Here is an 18110-nt window from a genome sequence, read left to right on the forward strand (position 1 = left end):
CATATAGGCAATCTGCGCCAGATTAGGAAGCAAGGGAAAGGTAGGAGTTCAAAGAGGAAGGAAAACCGCAGGTTGTCCTTCCTCTTTGCCCCCCGCCGGCGGGCGCCGCAACGCTCCCCGCCGTCCGCAGACGGCGAATCCTCCCGCTGAGGTTCAGCGAAAAACTCTCCGCCCGGAAAGGGCGAACTCGCTGACGCAGTTCGAGCACCCCGCACAATCGATGCAGAAAAAAGAGCCGCCCGTCAGGGCGAACCCGCCTGCGGCAGTTCGCGCACCCCGGTCAGCCGGTGCAGAAAATCCGGGAAATCCCGAAAAAATTTTCCCTGCCGAAAAGACAGAAAAACGCCCATTCTCACGCTGAGAAAACGCCTATCCGAATGGTATAGTTAGCAAAACCTAACCACACGGAATTCAGCCGAAAATTTCTCTCGAAAAAGTGCTTGACATATTGGTTAGGATATGCTAACTTATATACATGGTTAGCCGAGCTTACTGATACGCCCCGTTGACCGGCACGCTTCCTCACGGAACGGGAACGTGCTGAAAAGTTATAAAAGAAACAGCTTCCTCTGTATTTTGCGCATCATTCCGAACAAAACCGTTAAGGCATTGCGCGGCTGAATGGCTAACCGCAGCCGCGCTGTTCGGGAAAACCGCATACCAAACGTACAGACCGGAAATACTGTAAACGGGAGGTGCATCAGCAATGCAAAATGGCTTGGATCGACTTTTAGCAACCTACTGCTCGCCGACACTGGCGGGCATCAAACCGGCAAGTCTGGTGTCGTGCGACCGGAATTTATATCCCGATCTGCCGCAGCGGCTCAGCGAATACCGCAATGCTTTCGCAGCACGAGAGATTCACTTCGAGATCGTCTGCGCCTGCAGCGCACGCTTCCTCTTGCTGGTATACAACAAGCCGCAGCTTGAACGCCGCATGGCGGACCCGCAGGTGCAGCATGTGCTCCGGCACTTTGCGTACCCGGTCGGTCAGCCGCTCGATGTTCTGCTGCGCAATCTCAAGCGCCGCATCGCCATGTCCAAGGACTTTCCGCACGAGATCGGACTGTTCCTCGGATACCCGATCGAGGACGTTGTGGCTTTATTCGATACGCCGGAAAGGGCTGCAAATTAAGCGGTCTCTGGAAGGTGTACGGCGATGCCGAGGCGGCATCCCGACTGTTTGACCGCCTATCGCGGGTATGCCGCGCTGTGACCAGACGCGTTGACAAGGGCGAAACCCTTTTTGAAGTGTTTGCAGCATAGCATAACTCGATAGAACTACAAATATAGAACAATACATGCGAAGGAGCAAAATTATCATGAGCAAAGCAGCAGTTATTTTCTGGAGCCAGACCGGCAACACCGAGCAGATGGCAAACGCAATCGCAGACGGCATCCGCGAGGGCGGCATGGAAGTTGACGTACTGAACGTTGCGGACACCACCCCGGCTGACGCTGTTAAGTACGCAAAGATCGCTCTCGGCTGCCCGGCAATGGGTGCTGAGGTTCTCGAGGAGACCGAGTTCGACCCGTTCTTCACCGAGCTGGAGAGCAAGATTTCCGGCCTGAAGGTTGCGCTGTTCGGCTCCTACGGCTGGGGCGACGGCCAGTGGATGCGTGACTGGGTACAGCGTACCAACGACGCAAACGCTGTCATCTACACCGATGAGGGTCTCATCCTCAACGAAACCCCGGACGACGACGGCATCGCAAAGTGCAAGGAGTTCGGCAAGGGCTTCGCAGCATTCTAAATTAGATTTTCTCTTGCGGCGTGTGCATACCTGCGCGCAGCGCCGAAACAATTTCTCACGGTCGTAACTGATACGACGGTATCAGTTATGATACAAATATCCTTTCTTGTCCCGGGGGAAACCCCATGGCATACTGCCCGGTATGTCAAAACATAACATGAGCCCGCGGTCATCCGGAACAATGGCCGCGGGCTTCCTCCTATCTGCGGAAAAGGCTGGTCGGCAGCGGCGTCCGCTATGATACAAATATCCTTTCTTGTCCCCGGGGAAACCCCATGGCATACTGCCCGGTATAGCAGGGTAGTATGAGCCCGCGGTCATCCGGAACAATGGCCGCGGGCTTCCTCCTGTCCGGCGGAAACCGGCAGTTAGCGACAGCATACTGCACAATTAGCCGCGGCAAACTCTGTGCAGATTAGTTAGCTTTAACAAACTTGTTTTTTCCGTATTGACACAAAAGGTTAGCTGGTGTAAACTTCAAATGATAAATAGGTTAGAGCGGTCTAACCTGATACAAAACACTTTTTTTCGCGCAGAGATTACAGAAAAGGAGAGGATTACCATTATGCCGCTTACGTTAATGGATGTTGGTGTAGAGACCACCGTAAAGACCATTCGAGGAAAAGACCAGACGAGAAAGTTCCTGCAGAATCTCGGCTTTGTCGAGGGCGCAAAGGTCACTGTTGTGTCTTCTCTGGCAGGCAACGTGATCGTAAACGTGAAGGATGCGCGCGTCGCAATCTCCGAGCAGATGGCTTCGCGCATTATGGTTTAATTGCAAAGGGGGCAAACGCAAATGAGCAATCTGAGACACACGCCGGTCGGCGCCACCGTAACCGTCCGCAAGATTGAGGGCGAGGGTGCAACCCGCCGCCGCATCATGGATATGGGCATCACTCGCGGTGCGGAGATCTATGTCCGCAAGGTAGCGCCGCTGGGCGATCCAGTTGAGATCACCGTCCGCGGCTACGAGCTGTCGCTTCGCAAGGCAGACGCTGAGATGATTCAGGTTGACTGATTTCGATTGAAACCACGGTTTCAATCGAGGGCTGACGAAAAACCGCGCCCTTTGGGCACATTTTTTCGTCCCTTGTATAAATTCCGTGATACATGCTCCCGGAATTTATGGATTTGCGCTGCAAATCCGATTTTATGCGTGCTGACGCACGAACAGAAAGCCGTCAGCAGGCGAATAAACTCGTTAAATTTTTTTACATAGGGGTTAGCGTACACTAATTATTCCGTGCTCACTGATCCTTAGAAAGGGGAAAAAACATGTCAATTCGTTTGGCACTTGCCGGCAACCCGAACTGCGGCAAGACCACGATGTTTAACGATCTGACCGGTGCGACCCAGTATGTCGGCAACTGGCCGGGTGTTACCGTGGAAAAGAAGGAAGGCAAGTTCAAGGGCGACAAGGAAGTCCTGATCACCGACCTGCCGGGTATCTACTCCCTCTCTCCGTACACGCTGGAGGAGGTCGTTGCGCGTGATTATCTCGTAAATGAGAAGCCGCAGGCCATCATGAATCTGGTGGATGCCTCCAACATCGAGCGCAACCTGTACCTGACCACCCAGCTGCTCGAGATGGGCATTCCGGTCGTTGCGGCGCTGAACATGATGGATATCGTCAAGAAGCGCGGCGACGTGATCGACGTAAAGAAGCTGTCCAAGGAACTGGGCGTTACGGTCGTTGAGACCGCAGCCATCAAGGGAGAGGGCACCAAGGAGCTGGTCGAGGCGGCAAAGAAGGCTGCCAAGGAAGGCAAGGCTCCGGCTCGCATCAAGTTCTCCGACACCGTTGAAAATGCGGTAAACGAGATCGAAAAGCTGATTGCAGACGTTACCGAGCCGGCACAGCGCCACTGGTTCGCTGTCAAGCTGTTCGAGCGCGACAGCAAGGTGCAGGCGCGCTTCACCCTCGGCAAGGACGTGCAGGACAAGATCGAGAAGCTCATCACCGCCGTTGAGGAGGAGCTTGACGATGACGCGGAGTCCATCATCACCGATGAGCGCTATCAGTACATTGGCAAGCTGGTCAAGGACTGTGTAAAGAAGAAAAAGACCGGTCTGTCCACCTCGGATAAGATCGACCACATTGTTACCAACCGAATCCTCGCTCTGCCGATCTTCGCGCTGGTCATGTGGCTGGTCTACTACGTTTCCGTAACCACCGCGGGCGGCATCTTCACCGACTGGGCGAACGACGGTGTGTTCGGTGAGGGCTGGCATCTGTTCACCATCGGCGCTGCTGACTATGAGGAAGCAACCGCTGAGTACGACGACCAGATCACCCGCCGCGATGCATGGCTCGAGGCTGCTGACGAGGCCGGCATCGACACTGCTGCTCTGACCGAGGCGCTCGAGGCCGAGGAGGCTGACGAGACCGCCATCGCTGACGCAGCTGCTGCCATCGAGGCAGACCCGGCTGCTGCATCGGTTGTCGGCACTGCCGAGTTCGAGGACGAGGACTCCGGTGAGGTTACCACCGAGGACGTTACTCTTGCGACCTCGAGGAGACCATGACCGCCGAGGAGCCGGATCCGGCTGACTTCGGTGTTTGGGTTCCGGGTATCCCGGTGCTGCTGGAGAAGCTGTTCGCCTCCATGGGCGTTAACGAGGACGGCTGGGTTTACAGCCTGGTAATGGACGGTATCGTTGCCGGTGTCGGCGCGGTTCTGGGCTTCGTTCCGCAGATGCTCATCCTGTTCTTCTTCCTCGCTATCCTCGAGGACTGCGGCTACATGGCGCGTGTTGCGTTCATCATGGACCGTATCTTCCGCAAGTTCGGCCTTTCGGGCAAGTCCTTCATCCCGATGCTGATCGGCTCCGGCTGCGGCGTACCGGCTGTCATGGCTTCCCGTACCATCGAGCAGGAGCGCGACCGCCGCATGACCATCATGACCACCTGCTTCGTACCGTGCGGCGCTAAGCTGCCGATCATCGCAATGTTCGCAGGCGCGTTCTTTGGCGGCTCCGGCACCATCGCATTCTCCGCTTATGTTCTGGGCGTGCTGTCCATCATCATCTCGGGCATCATGCTCAAGAAGTTCAAGATCTTTACCGGCGACCCGGCTCCGTTCGTCATGGAGCTGCCGAGCTATCACGTTCCGACCGCCGGCAACGTATTCCGCTCCATGTGGGAGCGCGGCTCCTCCTTCATTAAGAAGGCAGGCACCGTTATCCTGCTGTCCACCATCTTTATGTGGTTCACCCTCGGCTACGGCTGGGAAGGCGGCGCGTTCTGCGCGGTATCCGATATCGACAACTCCATCATGGCGCGCATCGGCTCTGTGATCGCTCCGATCTTCACGCTGCCGGGCTTCGGTAACTGGAAGGGAACCGTTGCCACCATCTCCGGTCTGGTCGCAAAGGAGAACGTTGTTGCTACCTTCGGTCAGCTGTATCACTTCGTCGGCGAGGTTGCCGAGGACGGCTCCGAGATCTGGAGCGAGCTGGCTGCGGACTTCACGCAGGTCGGCGCGTATGCCTTCATGGCGTTCAACCTGCTGTGCGCACCGTGCTTCGCGGCAATGGGCGCCATCAAGCGTGAGATGAACAACGGCAAGTGGACTGCTTTCGCAATCGGCTACATGTGTGCTTACGCTTACGTTGTATCCACCATCATTTATCAGATCGGCGGTCTGATCACCGGCGAGCTGACCTTCGGTATCGGCACAGTTGTTGCCATCGCATTCATCGCGCTGATCATCTTCCTGCTGTTCCGTAAGCCGGCCAAGGCTGACTCCACCGAGGGCCTGCGCCGTATGAGCGTTGACGCCAACTGATTTCTTTCGGATTTGAAAGGAGGCTTTAACCATGAGTATTGGTGATATCATTCTGGTATTGATCGTAGCGGCTGTCGTGTTCTTCGCGGTCCGTTCGGTCTTCGTCAAGAAGTCCGTCGGCTGCAGCGGCGATTGCGCACATTGCGGCGGCAGCTGTCATCACACAGCGCCTCCGGACAAGAAAAAGTAAACACCTCTCTAAAACCGTCCCGCTTTGCGGGGCGGTTTTTTGCGTTAAGATCGTACTCTCGGACAGGGATTCGCAGGCAGAGCTTTTGCGGTTCGTCCTTTCCGGGCGGAGAGTTTTGCCGTGAACCACGACGGGGAGTGCCGCTACGCGCGGCGGGCGCACAAGAGGGTAGACAACCTACGGTTTTCCACCCTCTTGTGAATCTCCCCTTTTCCCTCAAGGGCTTGGGTGCAGATGGTAGACTGCGTAAGCAGGAAAAGGGGAACGGCAGAGGATTTTTACTACCGCGTGGTATAACACCTTTCCGCATTTCGGCTGCCGTACTGCCACATCCAATTTGGGTCTGCGCAGGCGCGGCATAACAGTGCCGCGCAATAGTTTTACCGGTGCAGGTTATCTCAATCCTGCGGTTGTAGCTGATTTGCACTTGAAAACGGCATGTGCGGCACTGCTATGCCGCGCCCTGCTGGAAGTAAACCGTATGTGTAGCAGTACGGTATCCGACACTGCGAATAGGTTGAGAAAGACACGGAAGAAAAAATCCTCTGCCGTACTCCTTTTCCTGCTTACGAAGTCTACCATCTGCACCCAAGCCCTCAAAAGGAAAGGTAGGAGTTCAAAGAGGAAGGGAAACCATGGGTGTCCCTTCCTTTTTGCTCCCGCGGCGAGTGCCGCAGCTCCCGCGGCGAGTGCCGCAGTCCCCGCCCGGAAGTGGCGAACCGCCTGCGCGGTTCGGGCACACCGCAAAGCCGGTGCCTGCGACCGCTTCGCTATCCTCGAAAACGCCCTTTGCCTTTCCCACTCGGCGTGCTATAATTGATACATAAAGGTGGCGAACGCGCGTGAAACTGCTGACCAAGAACCAACTGAAGATTCTTGCCATGGTGTGCATGACGATTGACCACATCGGCGCGGCGCTGTTTCCGCAGGCGGTGTGGCTGCGCGTGATCGGACGGTTGGCGTTTCCGCTGTTCTCCTACTGCATTGCAGAGGGCTGCCGCTATACGCGGAACAAAGCCCGCTACTTCGGCAGCGTGTTCGCGTGCGGCGCAGTGTGCGTTATCGCGTTCCTGCCGTTCGGCGGCTTCTGCGGAAACGCGCTCATCACGCTGAGCCTGTCCATTTTGCTGCTGTACGGAGTCGAGGCGTGGAAAAGCAGCGGAAAACTGCGCTTTCTGGCATTGACAGCCGCGCTTGCTGCCGTATTTTACCTGCTGTGCCGGACGGTCTACATCGACTACGGCTTCGCGGGCGTGCTCCTGCCGGTCTACGCCGCAGCGGGACGTATCCTCTGGGAGCGCGTGTTCGCCGACATTCCGCCGGTCATCGGTGAGCGGCTCGGCTTTGCAATCGGTCTGCTGGCGCTTGCCGGTGTGATGGGCGGCGTGCAGCGCTTCTGCGTGCTGGCGATCTTTCCGATTTTGCTGCTCGGCAATGAGCGCGGCAAATGGGAGATGCAGCACTTTTTCTATATTTACTATCCCGCCCATCTGGCGCTCATCGGCGCGATGCGGATGGCGCTTGAAGCCGCGGCAGGATAACCGCTCGAACAGTGGAAGTACAGCGGAAATTGTGGTATAATAGCCTCATTCGGCTATTATAAATGATTGATGGCGTATACCACCAGTGGCATAAAAATTTACGTTAAACTTAACGTTTAGCAGCCACTGTGGTATACTATATATAATGTATCAATGAGCGAGGAAAATACACATGAAAATCATGGTGATAGACGGCAACAGCATATTGAACCGCGCGTTCTACGGCATACGGCAGCTGACCAACCACGAGGGACTGCCCACCAACGCGGTTTACGGCTTTCTGGCTACGCTGTTCAAACTGCAGGACGAGGAGCAGCCCGACCGCACCATCGTCTGCTTTGACGTGAAGGAAAAAACCTTCCGCCACCTCAAATTCGACACCTACAAGGCCACCCGCAAGGGCATGCCGGATGAACTGGCGGCGCAGCTGCCGATTACAAAGCAGGTGCTCGATGCGCTCGGCGTTACCCGCTGCGAAAAGGCGGGCTTTGAGGCGGACGACCTGCTCGGCACGATCAGCCGCCGCGCGGACGAGCACGGTGACACCTGCGTGGTCGTAACCGGTGACCGCGACAGCCTGCAGCTTGTCGGCGGCGGCACGACCGTCATGCTGGTCTCCACCCGTATGGGACAGACCACCTACCAGACCTATGACACCGCCGCCTTCCGCGAGAAATACGGCTTTGACCCGATTCGCCTGATTGACCTCAAGGCGCTCATGGGCGATTCGTCGGACAACATTCCGGGCGTGCCCGGCATCGGTGAAAAGACCGCCATGCAGCTGCTGCACGACTTCGGCACGCTCGAGGGCGTGTACGCGAATATCGAGGACGAGCGCATCAAAAAGGGTGCGCGCACCAAGCTGCAGAACGGCGAGCAGTCCGCGAAGGACAGCTACTGGCTTGCCACCATCGACCGCAACGTGCCGCTCGACCTCGATGTGGAGCACCTGCCCGCGCAGGACATCGACGAGACCGCGCTCTACGACCTGCTGACGCGGCTGGAGTTCAAGAATTTCATCAAGCGGTTTGACCTTTCGGGCGAGAGCGTGTCCGCGCCGCGTCTGCCGGAGCTGAAAACAGAACGAGTGGAGAATGTGCTCGAAGCGTTCAACTTAATGGATTCGCTGACCGACTGCGACCGCGTGTACGCCATCGTGCCGGAAACCTTAGGTGCAGTTTGCCTGCTGGACGGTGACACGGCGCACATCCTGTTCGCGGAGGCGTTCGGTGACGCGTGGAACGACATTCTGTGCCGCCTGTTCGACGGCACGCTGTCGCTCGTGCTGCACGATGCGAAGGCCACCGTGCGGGCACTGCTGCAGCGCGGTATGGACCCGAAGGGCATCGTGTTTGACACCGCCATCGCGGCGTACCTGCTCGACCCGACCCAGTCCGGCTACGACCTGCCGCGGCTCGCGCTTGCGTACTGCAATGCCGAGCTGCCGGAGCTGGATTTGGACGATCCGGCAGCGGTTTCACTCCTCGGCGGTCAGGAGGACACCGAGAAGGCCGTGGCGCAGCATGTCGGTGCGCTGCGCGCCATTTACGCCGAGGCGGCTGACCGGATCGAGCAGCTTGGCATGCGAAAGCTGTACTACGAAATCGAGCTGCCGCTCCTGCGCGTGCTGGCTGAGATGGAAGCGGCGGGCTGTGCGGTCGAGCCGGATGAGCTGCGTGCCTTCGGTGACAAGCTGGACGTGCGTATCCGCGACCTGACCGAGCAGATTTATCATGACGCGGACGGCGAGTTCAACATCAACAGTCCCAAGCAGCTGGGTGAGGTGCTGTTCGAGAAACTCGGCCTGCACGCCCCGAAAAAGACAAAAACAGGCTATTCCACCAACGTTGAGGTGCTTGAGCGTATCGCGGAGGACCACCCGATCGTGCCGCGCATCCTCGAATACCGCAAGCTGACCAAGCTGAAAAGCACCTACGTTGAGGGACTTCTCAAGGTCATCAGCCCGGCGGACGGACGCATTCACACGCATTTTCAGCAGACCGTGACCGCCACCGGACGCCTGTCCTCGACCGACCCGAACCTGCAGAATATTCCGGTCCGCACCGAGCTTGGCCGCGAACTGCGCCGCATGTTTGTCGCACCGGACGAAAATCACGTCCTGATCGACGCGGATTATTCGCAGATTGAACTGCGCGTGCTCGCGCATATCTCGCAGGACGAGCACATGATCGAAGCCTTTAAGCACGGGCAGGATATTCACGCCGCAACGGCTGCCAAGGTCTACCATGTGCCGCTTGAGGAGGTCACGCCGCAGATGCGCTCCTCGTGCAAGGCGGTCAACTTCGGCATCGTGTACGGCATCTCGGATTTCTCGCTCGCGCAGGACATCGGCGTGACGCGCAAAGAGGCGGGCGAGTTTATCAAAACCTACCTTGACACCTATCCGGGCGTGAAGAAATATATGGAGGACATCAAGCAGACCGGCAGGGAGCAGGGCTACGTTACGACCCTGTTCGGCCGCCGCCGCGCGCTGCCCGAGCTGAAGAGCAAGAACTTCAATATGCGCTCGTTCGGTGAGCGTGTTGCGATGAATACCCCGATTCAGGCACCGCCGCGGATATCATCAAAATCGCCATGGTCCGTGTCCGCGACCGCCTGCTGAGAGACGGTCTGCAGAGCCGATTGATTCTCCAGGTGCATGACGAACTCATCCTCGAGGCACCGAAGGACGAGCAGGAAACCGCCATGCACCTGCTCACCGAGGAGATGGAGAACGCATTCCGGATGGATGCTCCGCTGGTGGCAGAGGCCAAGGCGGGGCACAGCTGGTACGATGCGAAATAGTTTGCTGCCCCGCCCTGCGAAACAGATTCCGAATTAGAGAAGGGATAAAATGGACACCATAATTTTTCTTTGCACCGGCAACACCTGCCGTTCCCCGATGGCGGAAGGCTTATTCCACGCACATAACGGCGAGGAAAAGACCGGTTTAACGGCGGCTTCTGCCGGATTATACACCGAAAACGGCCTTCCGGCTTCCGCGAACGCGGTTGCCGCAGCCGGAGAACGCGGCGCGGATATTTCGGCGCACCGCTCGCGTCAGCTGACCGCCGAGATGGCCGAAAACGCGAAGTATCTGGTCTGCATGACCGGCGCGCACTACGACCGGCTGTGCGAACTGTTTCCGGACTGCGCGGACAAGATTTTCACGCTGCTGCCCGAGGACATTTCCGACCCGTTCGGCGGCGATCTCGCCACCTACCGCCGCTCTGCTGCCGAGATCGACAAGGGCGTGCAGGCGGTCATCGAGAGCCTGAGCCGATGAACATTGTCGTGATGCAGGAGCGTCATCTCGCGGCGCTGGCGGAGATCGAGCGCGCGTGCTTTCACGCGCCGTGGAGCGAGAACATGCTGCGCGAGGAGCTGGGCAAGGGCATTTTCCTCGTGGCGGAGCAGGACGGCAGAACGGCGGGTTACGTCGGCTGCCAGACCGTGCTCGACGAGGGGTATATTACCAATGTGGCCGTGTCGCCCGATCATCGGCGGCAGGGCATCGCGCGGGCGCTGATTGCCGAACTGACAGCGAAAGCCGGAGAAAACAAGCTGGCGTTTGTGACGCTCGAGGTGCGCGAGAGCAATGCGCCGGCGATAGCGCTCTACACCGGAGCCGGATTTGCGCCGGTCGGAAAACGGAGGAATTTTTACAGCAATCCCACAGAAAACGCGGTTTTAATGACGATTTCACTGATTTGAAGGAGGATTTTGCCATGCTGGAGCTTCGCTTTGTTGACGCGGAAAACAGAGATTTTCACGACCTGACCGCTGCGCTGGACGAGTATTATTTCATGCTCGTCGGTGAGGTGGAGAAGCGCTACGCCAAGTACAACCTGCCGCATCTGTTTGACTGCCGCATCGTCGCATACGAGGACGGCAAGCCCGCAGGCTGCGGCGCGTGGAAGAAGATCGACGAGGGGACATTCGAGGTCAAGCGCATTTACATCGCGCCGGCGTTCCGCCGAAAGGGCGTTGCGAGCGCGGTCATTGCGGCGCTCGAGCAGGACGCGGCAAAGCACGGCTTCACCAAGGCCATCCTCGAGACCGCCCGCACGACCGAGGATTCGGCGGCGCTGTACACCAAGCTCGGCTATCGCGTCATTCCGTACTACGGCAGTCCGGCGGGCGCGGAAAACTGCCTGTGCTTTGAGAAAAATTTAGGAGATTAACCATGAAAATACTTGCAATCGAGTCCTCGTGCGATGAAACGGCGGCAGCGTCATCGAGGACGGACGAAAAATCCTGTCGAGCGTGGTGGACACACAGATCGCCACGCACGCGCTGTACGGCGGCGTTGTGCCGGAAATCGCGTCTCGGCGGCACATGGAGGCGGTCGTGCGCGTGACCGAGCAGGCGCTCAAGGACGCGGAAATGGACAAGCACGACGTGGACGCGGTTGCCGCGACCTGCGCGCCCGGACTGATCGGTGCGCTGCTCGTCGGCGCGAACTTCGGCAAGTCGCTCGCCTTTGCGATGAACAAGCCGTCATTCCGGTGCACCACATCCGGGGACACATTGCGGCTACTTATCTGGCGTATCCGGAGCTGAAACCGCCGTTTTTGACACTGATCGCGTCCGGCGGTCACAGCGAGATCGTGATGGTGAAAAGCTACACCGAGTTTGAAATCCTCGGCGGCACACGCGACGACGCAGCAGGCGAGGCGTTCGATAAAGTCGCCCGCGTGCTCGGTGTCGGCTATCCGGGCGGCCCGAAGATCGACAAGCTGGCGCAGGACGGCGACCCGAAAATGTACAAGCTGCCGGACTCGCACATCAAGGATGCGCCGCTGGATTTCTCCTTCTCGGGACTCAAAACGGCGGTCATCAATCTGGCGCACAACGCCGAGCAGAAGGGCGAAACCATCGACCGGAACGGTCTCGCGGCCTCGTTCTGCGCGGCTGTCGTGCATACGCTCGTGCCGCGGCTCGAGATGGCCGTCAAGCAGACGCATGCGCGGCGCGTTGTGTGTGCAGGCGGCGTGGCAGCCAATTCGTTCCTCCGTGCGGCCCTGCAGGATATGGCAAAGCGCGAGCACGTTCAGCTGTTCATGCCGCCGCTGCAGCTGTGCGGCGATAACGCCGCCATGATCGGCAGTCAGGCGTATTATGAGTATCAGGCGGGCACCCGCGGCAAAACCCTGCAGAATGCCTACGCCACCGCGGATATCGGAAAGAATATCTGCGATTGAGATGGATTGAGCATGCACTTCGTCTGCATAGCAAAACCCCGGCCGTCCCTTTTCCCCTTTGTGTTGATGGGGTATAACTCCGGTGATTTCACTAAATCACGCACATAACCGATACTGGATACCAAAAAAGATGCCGAAGGCAGCTTCGGCATCTTTTCATGCCTCGAAAGAAGCACAAAAATATTGTATGATACAAAAGAATTCTCTCTTTTCAGAATTGTGTACTTATGGGAAATGAGCTTATAAATATACATTGCAAACAGCAGACATCTATTTTATAATCAAATATAAAAATCGAAATTTATAAAGGAGAATATTGATGAAATTATTTTTATGTTCGCACTTTTCAAGTGTAGGAAGTCTGATAAAGGAAGAAATTGAAAATAAGAAAGTCGCATTTATTCCAACAGCTTCACTGCGTGAAGGCTACACCGGTTATGTCGGCTCGGCTCGAAAATTATTCAAAAAGTTGGGAGCGATCGTAACTGAAATTGATATTTCAACGGAGGCTTATTCAACGATACAGTCTGTTTTTGAAGAAGCAGATGTGATATATTTTACCGGCGGAAATTCTTTCTTTCTTATGGACCAGCTCCGTAAAACGGGAACTGATGGACTGCTGAAAAAGGAATTGGCAAATGGAAAATTGATGATCGGTGAGTCGGCAGGCGCAATTATATGCGCTCCAAGCATCCAATATATCGAGCAAATGGATGAAAAGCCGGAGGACTACTCACAAGAAGATGATGCAGGGATTGATTTGATTGATTTCTATGTTCTTCCGCATTATCTTACAGCACCATTTAAGAAAGTTACCGAGAAAATAATGACTGAGTTTTCGGATTTGAATCTATGCCCAATTAACAACCGTCAGGGAATTGTAATTGATGGTGAAGATTCAAAGGTTATTTGCAACGACTAATTTGAAAATTCCAGTTTGTTGAACTGAATAGCATATTCTGACCGATAGGAGCAAGGTTAAAACCCACCTTGCTCCTTTTCCTATGCTTAGAGTTCCGTCAAATCGACGGAGGGATTGGCGGATAGGCTTATATCAACACAAAAGGTAAAAGGGAACCCCGGCCTTGTCGCTTGACAAAGCCGGGGCTGCTCGGGTATAATATACCCAAGAGGACACTGTTCAGCAGTCAGACCCTCAGTCATCGAAATTTGTTATGATGACCGTTCGTGAGTCAGACGAGCGGTCATCGCGCTTTTATACAGAAGATGTACAGCAGGATTACTGTACATACGAAAAGCTGAAATGCCTTTTTCCGCATTCGCGCCACCTCCTTCCTGCCGCAGACAGCGGGAAAGGAAAGAGGGTCTGACCGCTATGTGAACTTGTCCGTTTCGATTATAGCATATACAATCGAAATCTGTCAATAAGCCGCCTTTTGGGGCGGTTTTTTGCATTTCATGACAGAAAAAAGACGGATACATGCGTCCGTCTCTTGCAGCAAAAAAATAAAAACCGTCTGAAAAGACGGTTGATTGACACAATATGACACGCATGCTATAATCAAAGTGCAAACGGTGAAAAAAGGTTGTTCCTCCCTCGATAAAAAGGGAGGTGATCCGGATGTCAATTTCCGAAACACTGCTGTTGTTTCAGTTGATCACCACGATCGTCTTTGGTATCTTAGGATACATAAAGAAATAACCGCCCCGTAACCGGAGCGGCGTTTCCTCAAACACTTAACTATGGGGAACGACCGCCCGTTACCAGCAGGCCGCCGTTTGTACTTAAGATTATAGCGCAGAGTCTCGGCTTTGTCAAGCGACAAGGCCGGGACTCTGTTGTTTACGCGTTATACGAAATCAGTCCAAGCTGCATTTTCCAGTCGATGACGCGCACGGCGGAAGCGTGAATCTGCGACTCAGGAATCGTGCCGTCCTGTACGGCAGCAAGCACGGCGTTGTACTGGGTCTCGAAATCCGACGAGGTGAGCATATCATTGCCCGCCTGTACGGCAAGCACCGCCGCGTTTTCGCCGCCGGTGTAATCGCGGATGGCGTCCATGATGAGGTCATCGGTCAGGATTACGCCGTCAAAGCCGAGTTCCTCGCGGAGAATGCGGTGCACCTCGGCTGAGAGCGACGCCGGCCGGTCGGCGTCCATGCAGTTTACCACATTATGGCTGACGAGAACCGACTGCGCCCCGCTCGCAATGCCCGCCTGAAACGGCAGGAAGTCCGACTGCCGGAAGGTGTCCATCGGCCGCTCGTCAATGGCGATGCCGGTGTGCGTATCCGCGTTATTGCCGTAGCCGGGGAAGTGCTTGAGCACCATGCCGGTCTTATCACTGACCATCTGCGTAACCACCGTGCGGACGTATTCGCCGGTCTGCTCGGCGTCCATGCCGAAGCTGCGCGCGTAAATGAAATCGCTCGGGTCGGTCGAAACGTCGCACACGGGCGCAAAATTAACATTGATACCCAAATCGCGCAGCAGCGCGTCCTTCTCGGCGGTGTCGCTCGTGATGCGGTCAAAGCCGCCCTCGCTGTACAGCGCCTGCGGTGACTGGAATTTCGTGTCGCGCAGATTCGGGTTGGAGCTGACGCGCACGACCGTGCCGCCTTCCTCGTCCACGCCGATGAGCATGGGCGTTTTTGCGGCATTCTGGTAGGCTGCGATGGTGTTTGCGACGGATTCTTTGGTCTGGCCGTCAAAATCGCGCGCAAACAGCAGATAGCCGCCGATGTCGTACTGCGCGGTCAGCGCCGCCGCGTCGGTCTCCGGACAGCGCACGAAGAACATCTGCGCGACCTGCTCCTCGAGCGTCAAGTCGTCCGCATATTGCTCCGCCGCCGTCCGGCGGACCTCCTCCGGCGTGGGTTCCGGCTCGGGCTGCTCGACGGTCGGCGCGGACGGCGTTTCGTCCTTTGCGGCGGTGTCCGTGCTGCCGCAGGCCGTCAGTCCGGCGCAGAGCAGACCCAGCAGCAGCGCAAGCATTCGTTTTTTCATGTGTATCACCTCGTTTGCCTACATTATACAAGAGAGCAGGGGAGTTGTAAAGCATAGGGTGAATGTGGTAATATTACAAAGTAGGAGTTTGAGGGCAGGAGGATGCGTGAGAGTGGAGAGCGTGTCACTCGTCAATGATCTGCACCTGTGCAGCCGCAGGGGCGAACAGCGTTCGCCCACAAAACGGAAATCCCTAATCCTGTCATTGGTTCTACACAAGAAAGGGTGTTCACTGTGAACATAACCATACTCTATCCGCACAAACGGAAAACCAAATCGTCCACCTACGGCATTGCACAGATGGTGCTCGACCGCCTGCTTTCGGGCGGCACGCTGCACGAATTTTATCTGCCGCAGGATATGCCGCATGTCTGCGCGGGCTGCTATGCATGCATGAACGGCCGCGAGGACAAGTGCGGCGGGCACGAATACATGCAGAAGCTCATCGCCGCGATTGATGACTCCGAGCTGATCATTTTCTGTGCACCGACCTATGTTTACCACATTCCGGGGCAGGTCAAGACCCTGCTCGATCACTTTGCGTACCGCTGGCTGGTGCACCGTCCCGACCTGTCGCTGATGTGCAAGCAGGCGCTCATCATCACGACCGCGGCGGGCGGCGGCATGAAATCCACCGTCGGGGATTTGCGCGACAGCATGAATTACTGGGGCATTGGCCGCACGCACGTTATCACGCAGGCCGTCTGGGGATATGACTGGAGCAGCATGCCCGAGAATTTCATGCACAAAATTGAGCAAAAGGTAGAGAAAACGGTTTCTGCCATTCGGAAAAATGCCGGAAATGTCACGCCGTGCGCGAAGGTCAAGGGATTGTTTTACATGTACCGCCTGTTCCATAAAAAGCGCAAAATGAATCCCGTTGACGACGAATACTGGTATCAAAAAGGCTATGTGACGGGGAAACCTTGGAAAAGAGGACGATAATGGCAACCACAAAAGAATTTCTCGCGGAAATATTAGACCGCCTGTCCGGACTGGACGGCGTAACGCATCGACCATGATGGGGGAGTATATACTCTACTACAACGGCAGAATCGTCGGTGGAATTTACGATAACCGCCTGCTGGTCAAGCCGGTCAAAGCTGCGATAAGCTGCCTTCCGGATGCGTCTTATGAATTTCCGTACGACGGCGCAAAACCCATGCTGCGGGTGACGAAAACCGACGATGCCGCCCTCCTGCAGAAGCTGCTGCGTGCCATGTATGACGAACTTCCGGCACCGAAACCCAAGAAGAAAAAGCAATAAGGAGTGAAAAACATGCACACCATCGGACGTTTTGCACCCAGCCCGAGCGGGCGGATGCACCTCGGCAACGTGCTGTGCGCGCTGCTGGCATGGCTGAGTGCGCGGCAGCAGAACGGCGAATTTCTGCTGCGGATTGAGGATTTGGACGAAATGCGCTGTCCGCGCAGCTTCGCGGATTTAATTATCGACGACCTGCGGTGGTTAGGGTTAGACTGGGACGGCGAAATCCCGTATCAGTCCGAGCGCACGGCTGTTTACGAGAAATACGAGGCGATTTTGTGCGAAAAAGGTCTGCTGTACCCGTGCTTCTGCTCGAGAGCGGCCCTGCACGCCGCAAGCGCGCCGCACCTGTCGGACGGCAGGGTGGTCTACGCCGGAACCTGCCGCGATTTAACACCCGAACAGGTGGCCGAAAAGCGCAGAAAGCGTGCGCCTGCAACGCGCGTGCGCGTGCCCGAGCGCACCATCACATTCACGGACGGCGTGTACGGCGAGTATACTGAAACGCTCACCGAGGAGTGCGGCGACTTCATCATCCGGCGGTCGGACGGCGTGTTCGCGTATCAGCTGGCGGTCGTGGTGGATGACGGCCTGTCCGGCGTGACCGAGGTCGTGCGCGGGCACGATCTCATCGGCAGTACGCCGCGCCAGATCTGGCTGTATGAGCTGTTCGGCTTCACGCCGCCGAACTTCATCCATATCCCGCTGCTGTGCGACCATGACGGACGCCGTCTGTCCAAGCGCGATGAGGACCTCGACCTCGGTCTCCTGCGGGAAAAATTCACACCCGAGCAGGTCATCGGCGCACTCGCCTGCGCCGCAGGACTGACCGACACCGCAGAGCCGGTTGCCGCGAAGGAGCTCGTGAAAGCGTTTTCGTGGGAGAAGATTCCGAAGCATGAGCTGTACCTGCCGAACGTGTTTCGAGACATCGAGAAAAATTGAGAATGGAAAATGGAGAATGGAGAATTACCGTAAGGGTTTTCCGTTCTCCGTTTTTGTTTATCGGGTGTTATTTTATGGCATATATTTTTATCATTTGCACGATTTATGCCGTAGGGTGCGATAAGGTAAAGTCTAACATCAATTATAATTCGCAGGTGCCGTCCGCAACAACGCGCAAACGAGTTGCGCGACACAGACATCCCCCAGGGGACCCTCTCTTGCCCTTCGGGCAATTCACCTTGTGTCGCGCCTGCGGAGATGAAACCGCATGTGTAGCAGAACGGTATCTGACATTGCGAATAGGTTGCGAAAGACACGGAAGAAAAAATCCTCTGCCGTTTCCCATGTCGGAGCGGTCACATGTAGGCAATCTGCGCCAGATTAGGAAGCAAGGGAAAGGTAGGAGTTCAAAGAGGAAGGAAAACCGTAGGTTGTCCCTTCCTTTTTGCCCCG

Annotated in this window: 12 protein-coding genes and 5 pseudogenes; 16 read left to right on the plus strand and 1 reads right to left on the minus strand. The window is 56.3% G+C overall.

The features are described 5' to 3' along the window. The first annotated feature begins 706 nt into the window (after nucleotides 1-706). The 13 genes and pseudogenes from DXB00_RS15105 to DXB00_RS15180 all read left to right on the plus strand — a co-directional run bounded on the left by DXB00_RS15105 (nucleotide 707) and on the right by DXB00_RS15180 (nucleotide 13399). A pseudogene (locus DXB00_RS15105) lies at nucleotides 707-1266 on the plus strand (DUF3793 family protein). A gap of 56 nt (nucleotides 1267-1322) precedes the next feature. Next, nucleotides 1323-1754, plus strand: a complete 432-nt coding sequence (locus DXB00_RS15115) for a flavodoxin (RefSeq protein WP_116704598.1) — start codon at nucleotides 1323-1325, stop codon at nucleotides 1752-1754. 565 nt (nucleotides 1755-2319) lie between these two features. Then, nucleotides 2320-2529: a FeoA family protein gene (locus DXB00_RS15120; RefSeq protein WP_188885631.1), complete on the plus strand. Its 210-nt coding sequence runs from the start codon at nucleotides 2320-2322 to the stop codon at nucleotides 2527-2529. A 21-nt stretch (nucleotides 2530-2550) separates the two neighbouring features. After that, nucleotides 2551-2772 carry a FeoA family protein gene (locus DXB00_RS15125; protein ID WP_110435064.1) on the plus strand — a complete coding sequence of 74 codons (222 nt, stop codon included), beginning with the start codon at nucleotides 2551-2553 and terminating at the stop codon, nucleotides 2770-2772. A 257-nt stretch (nucleotides 2773-3029) separates the two neighbouring features. Further along, nucleotides 3030-5542: pseudogene (gene feoB / locus DXB00_RS17535) on the plus strand (ferrous iron transport protein B). A 31-nt stretch (nucleotides 5543-5573) separates the two neighbouring features. Then, nucleotides 5574-5732, plus strand: a complete 159-nt coding sequence (locus tag DXB00_RS15140; protein WP_242988278.1) for a FeoB-associated Cys-rich membrane protein — start codon at nucleotides 5574-5576, stop codon at nucleotides 5730-5732. An 842-nt stretch (nucleotides 5733-6574) separates the two neighbouring features. Continuing rightward, entirely contained in the window at nucleotides 6575-7273 is a 699-nt protein-coding gene (locus DXB00_RS15150) for a TraX family protein (protein WP_119215139.1), read from the plus strand. A 181-nt stretch (nucleotides 7274-7454) separates the two neighbouring features. Beyond that, nucleotides 7455-10078, plus strand: a pseudogene (polA, locus tag DXB00_RS15155) (DNA polymerase I). A 49-nt stretch (nucleotides 10079-10127) separates the two neighbouring features. Further along, complete coding sequence (locus DXB00_RS15160) at nucleotides 10128-10559, plus strand: arsenate reductase/protein-tyrosine-phosphatase family protein (RefSeq protein ID WP_118730347.1); 432 nt, start codon at nucleotides 10128-10130, stop codon at nucleotides 10557-10559. Continuing rightward, a complete protein-coding gene (gene rimI, locus DXB00_RS15165) occupies nucleotides 10556-10987 on the plus strand; it encodes a ribosomal protein S18-alanine N-acetyltransferase (RefSeq protein ID WP_118730346.1) in 432 nt (143 codons plus the stop codon). Before DXB00_RS15160 ends, rimI begins: the two co-directional genes overlap by 4 nt. Before the next feature lie 14 nt (nucleotides 10988-11001). Then, nucleotides 11002-11457 (plus strand): GNAT family N-acetyltransferase, encoded by a 456-nt coding sequence (locus DXB00_RS15170; RefSeq protein ID WP_118478498.1) that lies wholly within the window; start codon nucleotides 11002-11004, stop codon nucleotides 11455-11457. 2 nt (nucleotides 11458-11459) lie between these two features. Continuing rightward, a pseudogene (tsaD, locus tag DXB00_RS15175) lies at nucleotides 11460-12477 on the plus strand (tRNA (adenosine(37)-N6)-threonylcarbamoyltransferase complex transferase subunit TsaD). A gap of 319 nt (nucleotides 12478-12796) precedes the next feature. Then, nucleotides 12797-13399, plus strand: a complete 603-nt coding sequence (locus DXB00_RS15180; protein WP_118730344.1) for a Type 1 glutamine amidotransferase-like domain-containing protein — start codon at nucleotides 12797-12799, stop codon at nucleotides 13397-13399. A gap of 882 nt (nucleotides 13400-14281) precedes the next feature. Here the strand turns inward: DXB00_RS15180 and DXB00_RS15185 are convergent. Next, nucleotides 14282-15445, minus strand: coding sequence for a glycoside hydrolase family 3 protein (locus DXB00_RS15185; protein WP_118730343.1), 1164 nt, complete (start codon nucleotides 15443-15445; stop codon nucleotides 14282-14284). Between the two features lie 234 nt (nucleotides 15446-15679). Between DXB00_RS15185 and DXB00_RS15190 the strand changes: the two genes are divergently transcribed. The 3 genes and pseudogenes from DXB00_RS15190 to gluQRS all read left to right on the plus strand — a co-directional run bounded on the left by DXB00_RS15190 (nucleotide 15680) and on the right by gluQRS (nucleotide 17657). Next, entirely contained in the window at nucleotides 15680-16390 is a 711-nt protein-coding gene (locus DXB00_RS15190) for a flavodoxin family protein (protein WP_158578392.1), read from the plus strand. After that, nucleotides 16390-16712, plus strand: a pseudogene (locus tag DXB00_RS15195) (TfoX/Sxy family protein). Before DXB00_RS15190 ends, DXB00_RS15195 begins: the two are co-directional and overlap by 1 nt. 12 nt (nucleotides 16713-16724) lie before the next feature. Next, nucleotides 16725-17657: a tRNA glutamyl-Q(34) synthetase GluQRS gene (gene gluQRS, locus DXB00_RS15200; RefSeq protein WP_118563999.1), complete on the plus strand. Its 933-nt coding sequence runs from the start codon at nucleotides 16725-16727 to the stop codon at nucleotides 17655-17657. The last annotated feature ends 453 nt before the right edge of the window (nucleotides 17658-18110 follow it).

This window comes from Butyricicoccus sp. OF10-2 (assembly GCF_003481925.1).
Taxonomy (GTDB): domain Bacteria; phylum Bacillota; class Clostridia; order Oscillospirales; family Butyricicoccaceae; genus Agathobaculum; species Agathobaculum butyriciproducens.